Annotated in this window: 9 protein-coding genes and 3 pseudogenes; 7 read left to right on the top strand and 5 right to left on the bottom strand. The window is 59.1% G+C overall.

Going from position 1 to position 12,299, the window contains the following annotated elements; translation table 11 throughout:
• The 6 genes and pseudogenes from PVZ80_RS25430 to PVZ80_RS34115 all read left to right on the top strand — a co-directional run.
• The coding region (locus tag PVZ80_RS25430; protein ID WP_273864729.1) for a polyamine ABC transporter substrate-binding protein at positions 1 to 1,023 on the top strand (1,023 nt) is incomplete at its 5' end.
• Between the two features lie 359 nt (positions 1,024 to 1,382).
• Positions 1,383 to 2,322, top strand: a pseudogene (locus PVZ80_RS25435) (DUF5801 repeats-in-toxin domain-containing protein); the annotation flags it as partial.
• Between the two features lie 645 nt (positions 2,323 to 2,967).
• Positions 2,968 to 3,792, top strand: a complete 825-nt coding sequence (locus tag PVZ80_RS25440) for an alpha/beta fold hydrolase (protein ID WP_273864733.1) — start codon at positions 2,968 to 2,970, stop codon at positions 3,790 to 3,792.
• 192 nt (positions 3,793 to 3,984) lie between these two features.
• Complete coding sequence (locus PVZ80_RS25445) at positions 3,985 to 4,596, top strand: isochorismatase family cysteine hydrolase (RefSeq protein WP_257373761.1); 612 nt, start codon at positions 3,985 to 3,987, stop codon at positions 4,594 to 4,596.
• 12 nt (positions 4,597 to 4,608) lie between these two features.
• Positions 4,609 to 6,001, top strand: a pseudogene (locus tag PVZ80_RS25450) (catalase).
• Positions 6,002 to 6,066: 65 nt separating this feature from the next.
• Positions 6,067 to 6,396: a DUF7168 domain-containing protein gene (locus PVZ80_RS34115; RefSeq protein ID WP_435307287.1), complete on the top strand. Its 330-nt coding sequence runs from the start codon at positions 6,067 to 6,069 to the stop codon at positions 6,394 to 6,396.
• A gap of 40 nt (positions 6,397 to 6,436) precedes the next feature.
• On the opposite strand, the pseudogene PVZ80_RS25460 reads toward PVZ80_RS34115, so the two are convergent.
• From PVZ80_RS25460 to PVZ80_RS25470, 3 genes and pseudogenes are all read right to left on the bottom strand, one after another.
• A pseudogene (locus PVZ80_RS25460) lies at positions 6,437 to 6,875 on the bottom strand (DUF4113 domain-containing protein); the annotation flags it as partial.
• A 100-nt stretch (positions 6,876 to 6,975) separates the two neighbouring features.
• Positions 6,976 to 8,076: a polyamine ABC transporter substrate-binding protein gene (locus tag PVZ80_RS25465; RefSeq protein ID WP_273864730.1), complete on the bottom strand. Its 1,101-nt coding sequence runs from the start codon at positions 8,074 to 8,076 to the stop codon at positions 6,976 to 6,978.
• A 39-nt stretch (positions 8,077 to 8,115) separates the two neighbouring features.
• Positions 8,116 to 8,931, bottom strand: a complete 816-nt coding sequence (locus PVZ80_RS25470; RefSeq protein ID WP_257373758.1) for a carbon-nitrogen hydrolase family protein — start codon at positions 8,929 to 8,931, stop codon at positions 8,116 to 8,118.
• A gap of 124 nt (positions 8,932 to 9,055) precedes the next feature.
• Between PVZ80_RS25470 and PVZ80_RS25475 the strand changes: the two genes are divergently transcribed.
• Positions 9,056 to 9,838 (top strand): response regulator transcription factor, encoded by a 783-nt coding sequence (locus PVZ80_RS25475; RefSeq protein WP_257373757.1) that lies wholly within the window; start codon positions 9,056 to 9,058, stop codon positions 9,836 to 9,838.
• Positions 9,839 to 9,842: 4 nt separating this feature from the next.
• Here PVZ80_RS25475 and PVZ80_RS25480 read toward each other — a convergent pair whose 3' ends face one another.
• Both PVZ80_RS25480 and PVZ80_RS25485 read right to left on the bottom strand, forming a co-directional pair.
• The gene (locus PVZ80_RS25480) at positions 9,843 to 10,946 is read right to left on the bottom strand and encodes a DmpA family aminopeptidase (protein ID WP_273864731.1); all 1,104 of its coding nucleotides are present in this window, start codon (positions 10,944 to 10,946) and stop codon (positions 9,843 to 9,845) included.
• A 210-nt stretch (positions 10,947 to 11,156) separates the two neighbouring features.
• A partial coding sequence (locus PVZ80_RS25485; protein ID WP_273864732.1) for an aldehyde dehydrogenase family protein occupies positions 11,157 to 12,299 on the bottom strand: 1,143 nt, incomplete at its 5' end.

Genomic DNA, 12,299 nt, shown 5'->3' on the forward strand with positions numbered 1-12,299 from the left:
ACCCTGCGTGTCTACAACTGGTTCGACTACATCACCCCCAAGGCCCTGGAAGACTTCAAGGCCGAGAACAGCCAGGTCAAGCTGGTCTACGACATCTTCGACACCAACGAGGCGCTGGAGGCCAAGCTGCTGACCGGCAACTCCGGCTACGACGTGGTGGTGCCGTCCAACGTGTTCCTCGCCAAGCAGATCGAGGCCGGGGTGTTCCAGCCGCTGGACCGTAGCAAGCTGCCGAACTGGAACCACCTCGATCCCAAGCTGATGAAGCTGATCGAAGCCAACGACCCGGGCAATAAGTTCGCCGTGCCCTACATGTACGGCACCATCCTGATCGGCTTCAACCCGGCCAAGGTCAAGGCCGCCCTCGGCGAGAACGCGCCGGTGGACAGCTGGGACCTGATCTTCAAGGAAGAGAACATCAGCAAGCTCAAGCAGTGCGGCGTGGCCCTGCTCGACTCGCCGTCGGAGATCCTGCCGCTGGCCCTGCAGCACCTGGGCCTGGACCCCAACAGCAAGCAGCCGGCGGACTACGCCAAGGCCGAAGCGCTGCTGCTGAAGATCCGCCCCTACGTCACCTACTTCCATTCGTCCAAGTACATGGCCGACATCGCCAACGGCGACATCTGCGTGGCGGTGGGGTATTCCGGCAGCTTCTCCCAGGCCGCCAACCGCGCCAAGGAAGCCAAGAACGGGGTGGTGGTGGACATGCGCCTGCCCAAGGAAGGGGCGCCGATCTGGTTCGACATGCTGGCGATCCCCAAAGGCGCGAAGAACCCGGACGATGCCTACACCTTCATCAACTACCTGCTGCAACCGAAGGTAATCGCCCCGGTCAGCGACTTCGTCGGCTACCCGAACCCGAACAAGGACGCCACCGAGCGGGTCGATCCGGCGATCCGCAACAACCCCAACCTGTACCCGACCGACGCGGCGATGAGCACGCTGTACACCTTGCAGCCGCTACCTCGCGACGCGGAGCGGGCACGGACCCGAGCCTGGACCAAGATCAAGTCGGGTACCTGAGTCTAACAAGGTGGATGGTTGGTACTGCAGCCATCCACCTCATGCTGTTTGAGCGACAGTTGCCAGATTCAATGAGTTTGACATCGAGATCATATATCCGCAGTCCGGAGCTCCGGAGATGAAAGGGACAACTGAAGGTTTTTTCGACACGCTGGAGCCCTGGATTGATCTATCCACTTCCAGGACGACGTTTCCAGTGCCCAACAATGGTGCCATTACCCTTCAGAAGTGCCCCCTTATCGGATCTTGAGTAGATTTTGATCGAATGAATGATTGTGGATTATTACCATCAACGCCTCTATTGCGGCCTTGGAGATACTACTCCGGCTCAAGTTTGATCAACACAAGTGCATTGCCAGATCACCGGCGGCAAGATCTGGACGGTGGAGTACCAACCGCTCCAGCATCCAGATGCTACGAACCCTGATGATTCGCTCAATCTGCTGGATAAGGTATTCGTCGGAACCAGTCAGGACCTGGAATTCAGTCTGGCCAATGCGCCCTCCGGTCAGAACCTCTTCCTGATGTTCACAACGGCGGATCCAGCAACTGAAACAGTCAACGGTGTCGTGCGGATCACGGATCCCACCATCATCGCCACCGGCAAGGATCCGGCGAATTAGTCAGTTGGCGTCAATATAACGACTGGCGACACACGATCAATACCAGCCAGGCGGGTGGCCCTACCACCTTCGGCACCAACAGCCAGATGAATACGGAACAGGAGGGCATTCGTTATACGTTCGTCACCGGTGTCAGGCAGGATGTGACCATTCCCAACCTGGATCAGAACGAAGCAGATGTTGAAGCCAACATCGACTTTACCGACGTCCTCAATGCGAAGAAGGCCAATTTCGACGTCGTGCAGTTGCAAAGCGGTAAGAGTGCTGTCGTAAAAATCTGCGCATACAGCACCACTGCTGAATCTGGCGTGAATTTCATCGACGGCTATGCAAATGATTCGCTCGTTGAGATCACCAATGTTCTCGTCATCAACATCAGTACCGGGCTGGTGATCGAGGATTCAGACGGACCGGAGGATGATCCCGCTATGTTACTATCACTTTTGATGCTGACGGGGTTGCAACCATCACCGACGTTAAAGCCGGCTACCAGATTGAATACACCACAACAGATGATCACAACCGCGTACTCATCGAGAACGGAGCGGCCCTCGACGCCAAAGGCAATACCCACGCCGATTTTGATATCGGTGGTTTCACACTGCTCCAAACTGCTGTTACGACCGCCGAAATCGGCTCCAAGATCATCTTCGAAGATGACGGCCCAGCACTCGCCTTTGGCAACCTGATCGGGACCGGTAGCGTCCTGCCGCAAACTAGTTACTGGAGTAATTCGGCCGGCTCCGACGGACTGGATATCTCGTTGGTGCATAACCAATTCACCCTCGCCAGGCCAGACAACACAACCACCACCGGAACCGGCACGCTCGTCGAGCAGTCGCCCTCACCGGATGGTAATGGCGCGTACCAATTTGCAGGGACGTTGACCGGCGATTTCGACAACAACGCCGCAACCGTGGATGCCAGCGTCGACTACACGCTGACCGCCTATGCCAATGGCAGCTATACACTGAATCTGGTGCAAGGCTTCAGTTCGACGGTCGTGCTCAGCACTGCCGATGGCTCGCTCGCTGCCGGCTATCCGGACCCAGTGCGCACATTGTTAATTCCGAAGACGAATGCCCCGACTATCCCTTCGGCATCTGAGGAGGTTGTGTTCTTTTCCGCGGGCGCTGCTCATCGCCGTGCTGATCTTTCTTGCTGGCCTGGCTTATCAGTTGCTGCACTTGCGCCGCCAGCGCACCCACCTGTACCCGGCCGCTCCAATGCGCGGCTGACTCATTCGCACGGAGGGTTCTGCAAGCAGTTGGCCACTCTCCGCGCTACTTCCAGTGGTACCTCACACGTAAGGAGAACGACCATGAGCATCATCACTACCCGCGACGGCACTGAGATTTATTACAAGGACTGGGGCAGCGGCCAGCCCATCGTCTTCAGCCACGGCTGGCCGTTGAATGCCGATAGCAGGGAATCGCAAATGATTTTCCTGGCCAGCAAGGGCTACCGCGTGATCGCTCACGACCGCCGGGGGCATGGGCGCTCCAGCCAGCCTTGGGACGGCAACGAGATGAACACCTATGCCGACGATCTCGCCGAGCTGATCGAAACCCTAGACCTCAAGAACGCGGTGCTGTTCGGCTTCTCCACCGGCGGTGGAGAGGTGGCGCGCTACATCGGCCGTCACGGCACCAAACGCGTGGCCAAGGCCGGGCTGATTTCCGCCGTGCCGCCTTTAATGCTGAAAACCGACGCTAATCCCGGCGGTCTGCCCCGCGAGGTATTCGACGGCATTCGTGAAGGCTCCCTGGCCGACCGCTTGCAACTGTACAAGGACATCGCCAGTGGTCCCTTCTATGGCTACAACCGGCCTGGGGCGAAGCCTTCGCAGGGCGTGATCGACGCGTTCTGGATGCAAGGCATGATGGCCGGGCACAAGAGCGCCTACGACCGCATCAAGGCATTTTCGGAAACCGACTTCACCGAAGATCTGAAGAAGTTCGATATTCCGACCCTAGTCTTGCACGGCGACGACGATCAGATCGTGCCTATCGGGGCGGCCGGTCTGGCCTCGGCCAAGCTGATTGTCGAGGCCAAGCTGGTGATCTATCCCGGCGCGCCGCACGGCCTGGCGGATACCCACAAGGAGCAACTCAACGCAGACCTGCTGGCCTTCCTGCGCAGCTGAGCCCACATCATCCGCCCACCCATAGCGGGCCCATCGAAAGGAGACACACGATGAGCAAGGCAATGGTCGTGGTTGGCATTCAGAACGATTACTTCCCTGGCGACCTGTCACTGCCAGTCACCTGGAGCGTTAGCAACAGGTGACCGGCCACGCAGCACCAGATCTGCGCTGAGCAGATGGGAGAAAAACCTCATGAACTACTCGAAACAGGATACCGGCCTGCTGCTGGTCGACCCCTACAACGACTTCCTCAGCGAGGGTGGCAAGCTCAGCGGTCTGACCAAACCGATTGCTGACCGCCTCGGCACATTGGTTAATCTGCGCGCTGTAGTGGCCGCTGCACGGCAGGCCGAAATCCGCGTTTTCTATGTACCGCATCACCGCGCGCAGCCCGACGACTTCCAGGACTGGCTGCATCCCAGCCCTTACCAACTGGGCGCGGCGAAGGCGCAGGTGTTCGCCGCCGGCAGCTGGGGTGGGGAATGGCACCCGGAGTTCCAGCCCCATGATGAGGATGTTGTGGTGCAGGAGCACTGGGGCGGCAGTGGCTTCGCCAATACTGACCTTGACCTGCAGCTCAAGCAGCACGGAGTGCGGCGGGTCATTGTCATTGGCCTGCTGGCCAATACCTGTATCGAAGCCACCTCGCGCTTCGCCGCCGAACTGGGCTACCACGTGACTCTAGTCCGCGATGCCACTGCGGCTTTTTCCGAGGAAGCGCTACACGCCGCTCACGAAATCAACGGGCCGACCTTTGCCCATGCCATCGTCACCACGGCCGAGCTGCTCAGCGCATTGGTTTGAGGAGCATCCGTTATGTCGAAGATCAAGCTAACCAACGCCGCCGGCGCTCCCGTCGTCGACAACAACAATACCCAGACAGCCGGACCGAGAGGCCCGGTTCTGCTGCAGGACGTGTGGCTCCTGGAAAAGCTCGCCCACTTTGACCGTGAAGTGATTCCCGAGCGGCGCATGCATGCCAAGGGATCCGGCGCCTACGGTACGTTCACCGTGACGCACGACATTACGCGCTATTCCAAGGCCGCGCTGTTCTCGCAGATCGGCAAGCAGACCGACATCTTTGTGCGCTTCTCCACCGTTGCCGGGGAGCGCGGTGCCCCGACGCCGAGCGCGACATCCGTAGTTTCGCTCTGAAGTTCTACACCGAGCAGGGGAATTGGGACCTGCTCGGCAACAACACGCCCTTGTTCTTCCTGCGCGATCCCCTGAAGTTTCCCGACCTCAACCACGCGGTCAAACGCGACCCGCGCATCGGTATGCGCAGCGCACAGAACAACTGGGACTTCTGGACCAACCTGCCTGAAGCTCTGCACTAGGTGACCATCGTCATGAGCGACCGTGGCATTCCGCGCAGCTACCGTCACATGCACGCCTTCGGCAGCCACACCTTCAGTTTCCTTAACGCCGCCAACCAGAGGCACTGGGTCAAGTTCACCTGGCGCACGCAGCAGGGCATCCAGAACCTTACCGACGCCGAGGCCGGGCAACTGGTCGGTGGCGACCGCGAGAGCCATCAGCGAGACCTGTTCACCAGCATCGAAAACGGCGACTTCCCGCGCTGGACCCTTTACGTACAGGCAATGCCGGAGAACGACGCCGGCAGCTACCCCATCAATCCGTTCGATCTGACCAAGGTCTGGCCCCACGAGGACTACCCACTGATTGAAGTCGGCACCCTGGAACTCAATCGCAACCCGGAAAACGTCTTCGCCGAGGTTGAGCAGGCCGCATTCAATCCGGGCAACGTGGTGCCCGGGATTGGCTTTTCGCCGGACAAGATGCTGCAGGAACGGTTGTTTTCCTACGGCGATGCGCAGCGCTACCGGCTGGGTGTGAATCACTCGATGATTCCGGTGAATGCGCCGCGCTGTCCGTTCCACAGCTATCACCCGGTCAGATGCGAGTCGATGGCAACCAGGGTGGGCGGCTGGTCTACGAGCCCAACAGCTACGGTGAATGGGCTGAGCAGCCGGACTTCGCGGAACCGCCGCTGAGCCTGGAAGGCGCGGCTGATCATTGGAATCACCGGACCGACGACTACTCGCAGCCAGGTGCCTTATTCCGCCTGATGTCGCCAGCGCAGCAGCAGACGCTACCCGCCGAGCACCTCGAAACTGCTTGCACTCGTTGGCAGCAACTTACGCAAAAGCCTTCGACTGCAGCCACCTTGCCTATTTCAACCCGGTGAGTGGGTAGTCATTCAAGTTCCTGGGCAAGGGAGTATCGCCTGAGCTTGCGGCTTACACCTACTCAATGTTGCACCACCAGTTGGTCGCAGCCCGCCGTGAACATGTCGCTCAGCAAAAGCGCCGCAAGCTGAAAACCAAACGCCACCGTGGTCAGTTGTTTACTGAAGGTTGGCTGAATGCCGTCTCCTTCAAAGTCGCTCAATTCGCCGGTTGCATCGATGACGCGACTCAAGGGGAGATCAAGGCCTACTTGGAACTTCATCACCCCCAACTGACGACACAGACGATTGAGCCATTGGCTGCCAAAGGTCACGACACAGGTTCGATGATCGCCGGCTGGAGCCAGGATGATTCAGTGGAGATGACACTTGCCAGGCAATTGATTGCCGCATAACAACAGGCCACCTTCGGGTGGCCTTTTTCTATCAAATGAATTAGAAACAATGAACACGCCACAACTGGTCAAGCCTTGTCGTATAGCTGGCTCATCATTTCCCGGCGCATTCCCCAATCAGGATTGGTCGGAACGCTGGCAGATCGAAGCGTTCCCCTCCCCCAACGTTCGTTGATCTAGTCCAACACTGCCATCACTCTGGTAGCCTCGGCCGGCTGAGAGGTGGCGAAGAGATCGTCGGAGTACTCACCAGGCTGGCACAGGTTCAGCAGCATGACCTCGGCCTTGCTGTAGTTGAAGCCAGGCCGGAACTCCCGATTAAGGGCATCTACAGCAACCTTCGTCAGGAGCCACACGTCATCGGTTGGATACTGAAGGTCTACCACTACGTCATTGGCGCACTTTGCCTCCTCCGGATTGAACATGCCGGTGCGAATGCTTACCCGGATCTTCTTGCACAGCGAATTTTGGGCTCTAATCAGCACTACCAGTCACGCAACTTAATCACCCTACACACCGGCTTGCCTTATCACGCTGTCAACCGGACGCGCCTGGGCATGTCCCTTATTTTCCGGCGCCTTAAGTGCCACTTTTGACTTTACTCCAGGTCCGCGTACGCACGCGCTCCAACTTCAGCGGCAAAGGCTCTAAAGGAAACAGCGTATCCAGCACCGCTTTTGAAGGGTAAACTCCGAGATTGTCCCTTACCTTTTCATCAACCAAGCTCCGAGCATCTTTATTGGCGTTGGCGTAACTGAGGTAGTTGGAGGACTGAGCAATCACTTCCGGGCTTAGCATATAGTCGATGAAGGCAAGCCCTTGCTGAGGGTTCGGCGCATCGCTGAGCAGCACCAGGCTTTCGACCCAGACCGGAGCGCCTTCTTTGGGGATGCTGTACTGAATCTTCCGGCCACTGCCGGCGGCGTCGGCGGCTTTCTTGGCGTCTATTACTCCGCCGGCCCATCCCACTACGGCGCAGATATTGCCGTTGGCTAGGTCCGTAATAAACCGTGAAGAATCGAAGTAGCGAATATGCGGGCGCAGCTTCAGCAGCAACGTCTGAGCTTTCAAATAGTCATCGGGGTTTTGGCTGTTATAAGGTAAGCCCAAGTAATGCAAGGCAATGGGGATGATCTCGCCTGGCGCATCCAGCATGGCCACGCCGCATTCGCCTAATTTGGCGAGGTTTTCTTCCTTGAAAATCAAATCCCAGGAGTTGACCGGTGCGTCCGTGCCCAGGATCGCCCGGACTTTATCCACGTCATAGCCGATTCCCGTGGTGCCCCACAGGTAAGGCACGGCGTAACGATTACCGGGGTCGTTGGTTTGCACCTTTGCCAGAATATCCGGATCAAGGTGAGACAGATTGGTCAACTGCGTGCGATCCAATTCCTTGAGCACACCGGCCTTGATCAGGTTCGGCAACAGATCGCCGGTAGCCACCACCACGTCGTAACCACTGCGCCCGGCCATGAGTTTGCTCTGCATGACCTCGCTGTTATCAAACACGTCATACGCGGCCTGGATACCGGTCTGCGCCTGGAAGTTCTTCAGCGTGTCCGGAGCAATAAAATCGTACCAGTTGTAGATATTGACTTTCGGTTCTGCGGCTTGAGCACAAAGCACCAGGCTGCTGAAGGCCACGGCCAGACTCCATTGCATGCATCGAATAACGATCATGAGAACTCCCGATTATTGTTATGAAGGGGTAAAGCGAGATCAGCGAATCAGCAATTCACGGCGGCCGTCGGCGTGTTCCACGGTCTCACCAGGAAGCGTCAGGCGGCGGTCATTGAGGTAGTGATAATCCACGCGGGCGGCTTGGACTTGCGTCAGGTCAAGGCTGATCATCTGCCGTGTTTCCTTGCGCCCGGCCTCGAACAGCACGCGGCCGAATGGGTCGATCACGGCGCTGCCGCCGGCAAACACCAGGCCGTCATCGCCCGGCCCCACGCGATTTACCATCACGGTGAATACTTGGTTTTCCTGGGCCCGGGCCATGATCGCGGTGCGATGCACCGGGAAGTAAGGGGCCATATTGCCGTTGGTGACGATGATCAACTCGGCGCCCAGTTGGGCGAGTGCGCGTGCGGTTTCCGGCAGTTCGATGTCGTAGCAAATCAGAATGCCGATACGCACACCTTTGAAAAGAACAGTGCCGAAACGGTCGCCGGGAGTGATGTCGCCCCGCTCTGAAGGCCACAGGTGCGTCTTTCGATAACCCAGTGAGAGCCCATCAGGCGTAATCAGTACTGAAGTGTTGTAGAACACGCCCGTGTCGTTCTCGACTAGGCCGATGACCACCGAAACACCCCGTTCGCGTACTGCCTGTTGCACGGATTGCAGCGTCGGGCCTTGGAGAGTTTCTGCGACCGTTGCCAGCTGATCACCGGCGACGAAGCCCATTAAATGGGTTTCAGGAAACACCAACAGGTCGGTGTCCGCGTCGCAGTGGGCGATGGCTTCCAAGGCACGCCTGAGGTTATAGGCGGTATCGCCATCGCGACCGGCTAACTGCATGAGTTCAATTTTCATGGCTGATCCTTGTGTATAGTTGAGGCCGTACTGACACCGTGTGTACGCCGGCCTGAAGCGAGTATGGGCTGTACCCGCGTGGCAAAAAATCACTTCGATGGGGTACCTCCGAGTGGGTAGTGAGATGAATCTGACGTTGCAGGACGTGGCTTGGCATGACTCGGTTGGCCGGTTGATCGAGACCTTGGACCGCCCGCATTTCTGGCGATCAATGGCGCGCTTGCTCAGCAGATATGTACCGATGGACAACTGGGTGGTGCTGATCTTCAGTGCCGGCAGGCCCCAGGTTCTCGCTGAATCCCAGGGTGAAGATGGCAGCAGTGACTCGCTGTTCCAGGACTACCTCAAGGGGCTCTACCTGCTCGATCCCTTTTACCTCGCCAATCGGGAATCGCCGAAAAGTGGGCTGTTCCAACTGGGTGATGTCGCCCCAGAATGTTTCGAGCAGACCGATTATTACCAACGCTACTTTCGCTTGAACGTGGTAGCCGACGAGATCCATATAAACGTGCAACTGGACCTTGATCGGACCCTGAGCCTGTCACTGGGTAGCCATTGCTGCTTCAGCCAGGAACAAATCGCATTATTGAGGCTGATCCAGCCCTGGGTGGCCGGTTTGATGCGTCAGCGTTGCGTATTTGAACAGGAGCTCAAGAGCACGCCGGAACCGGCACCGGACTGGCAGGAGCGTCTGCAGTCACCCGCACTGCAAATCAGCTCCGCGCTGTCGGCCCGCGAAGCAGAGGTTGCCCAATTGATGCTCAGTGGCTGCTCGAATAAAGAGATCGCACGCAAGCTGGCGATCTCTGTCGAGACAGTGAAAGTGCATCGCCGGCACATGTACAACAAGCTGGGGATCAAGTCCCAGTCTGAACTGTTCCTGTTGTTTCTTCAGGCCCAGGACTAAGCCCTCAGGGCTGTGGTGCCCAACCGACTTTTGCCATCGCCGCCAATAAATGATCAGGCTTGAGTGCAAGCGCTTCTCTGCCGCGCCCCTGCAGATTATTCGCGGCCAACATCGCGTTCAATATGGCCTCTTCGACAGCATCCGCTGCAGCCACGAACAAGGCCGATATGTAGTCGTTGTTGACCATGTGCAATGGCGTCGTCGCGGGGCCCGGATGCCCCAGGTTGGAAATCGGCAGGCCACTATTGCCTACCGAAAACGCGATGAATATATCCCCACTGTCGTCTTCCGTACCACCGCCGACCCGTGCCAATCCGATACTCGCTCGCTGGGCCAGACGTGTGCACTGATGAGGCAGCAGTGGCGCATCAGTAGCGATGGTGATTACGATGGAACCCATGCCGGGCACGCCGACATTCAACGGGCCGTCGTAGGGCGAAGGGATGTCTTCCAATACGCTGCCCACGGGGTAACCCGCGACGCGCAAAGCTTCGCGTACACCATAGTTGGCCTGCACCAGTGCGCCGACGGTCCAGCCGCCCTCCTCGCTGCTCAGTACCCGCGATGAGGTGCCAATGCCGCCTTTGAATTCATGGCAGATCATGCCGGTGCCACCGCCCACGCAACCTTCCTGCACCGGACCGCTACGCGCATCGGCCAGGGCGGCCTGAACATGCTCGGCGCTGATGTGCTGGTCCCAGATATCGCTGAGGATGCCGTCGTAGGTTTCCAGCACCACCGGCATGCACCAGTAGGTGTGCTGCTTGCCCATCTCACGCTCGGCAGCCACCAGCGCATCACGCACCACGCCAACACTGTGGGTGTTGGTATAGGCGATCGGCGTGGTCAGCAACCCTGCCTCGCGAACCCATTCCAGGCCGGTGGCGTCACCGTTGCCGTTCAGCACGTGAACGCCCGCAAAACACGGTGCCAAATGCGCTGCAACCGGACGCGGCTCGATGATGGTGACACCGGTATGCATCGAGCCATCGGCGCTCTCGGCATTGAGTGTGTGATGACCAACGCGCACACCGGGTACATCGGTGATGGCGTTGAAGGCTCCCGGTGTACCTGTGCCGATTGCAATGCCAAGATCTCGTAAGCGCATGTTTTAACTCTCAAATGTCGAGTGAAGAACGTACAGGGAGTCTAGTTTGAGAAGGGGAGCGCAGGCGATAACCCTCTATTGTTACCCCGGGGACGTTAGCCAGCCACGGTTCGGACGACGGCGAATGAATCCTGGTGCTTCATACCGCCGGGATCCGGCGAGGGCACTTCCCCAAAATCCAAAAACCGCCTGCTCTTTTGTGCTCCGGGTTTAACGCGGTGCAAACCAGGCTGTCGTCGGCACTTCAGACTGCACCGTAACGGTCTTGACCTGGGAGTAGGCATTCAGTGTCTCGTGACAGAATTCCCGACCAATCCCGCTGTTCTTGTACCCACCAAACGCAGTGCCATTCGTGATGTTCGAGTAGCGGTTGATCCACACCGAGCCCGCTTCCAGGCGCCGGACCAGGCGCAGGGCGCGGTTGATGTCGGCGGTGTGCACCCCGGCGGCCAGGCCGTAGGTGGCGTGCTCGGCCAGGCCCAGGGCCTCGGCTTCGTCGTCGAAGGCCTGCACCGTCAGCACCGGGCCGAAGATCTCCTCGCAGACCGCCGGATTGCTGTTGTCCAGGCCGGTCAGCAGGGTCGGCTGGTAATAGGCGCCGCCCAGGCCATCGAACAAGCCGCCGCCACAGAGCACCTCGGCGCCGGCCTGGCGCGAACGCTGGACGATGCCGTCGATGCGGTTGGCCTGCTGCCGGGAAATGATCGGCGACAGCGTGCTGGCCGACGACCAGGTCGGCCCCGGGCGCAATTGTTCGAAGTACGTCCGCAGGTGCTCGACGAAGGGCTGCATGATCGAGCGTTCGATCAGCAGCCGCGAACCGGAGACACAGACCTGCCCGGCGTTGCCGGTAATGGCCATGGCCACGGTGCGCGCGGTCCTGGCGATGTCCGGCACGTCGGCGAACACCAGTTGCGGGCTCTTGCCGCCCAGCTCCAGGGTCACCGGCTTGGGCCCGACCAGGGCGCAGGTGGACATGATGCTCGAACCGGTGGCGGTGGAGCCGGTAAAGGTCACCTTGGCCACCCGCGGATGGCGACACAGGGCATCGCCAGTGACCCGGCCGTCGCCCTGTACCACGTTGAAGATGCCCGCCGGGATCCCCGCTTGCAGCGCCAGTTCGGCGAAACGCAGGCTGGAGTACGGCGTCAGTTCCGACGGCTTGAGCACCACCGCGTTACCGGCGGCCAGGGCCGGGGCGACTTTCCACGAGGCCATGCTCAGCGGGAAATTCCACGGCGCGATGGCGGCGATCACCCCATAGGGTTCGGCGATCTGCATGCCCAGGCGGTCGGTCTGGGTGGCGGCCAGCGAACCGCCGTGCTTGTCCGCCAGCTCGGCGAAAAAGCGGAT

Origin of the sequence: Pseudomonas sp. B3G-3 (genome assembly GCF_028640915.1) — a bacterium.
In the GTDB taxonomy this organism is placed as follows: Bacteria; Pseudomonadota; Gammaproteobacteria; order Pseudomonadales; family Pseudomonadaceae; genus Aquipseudomonas; species Aquipseudomonas chlororaphis_I.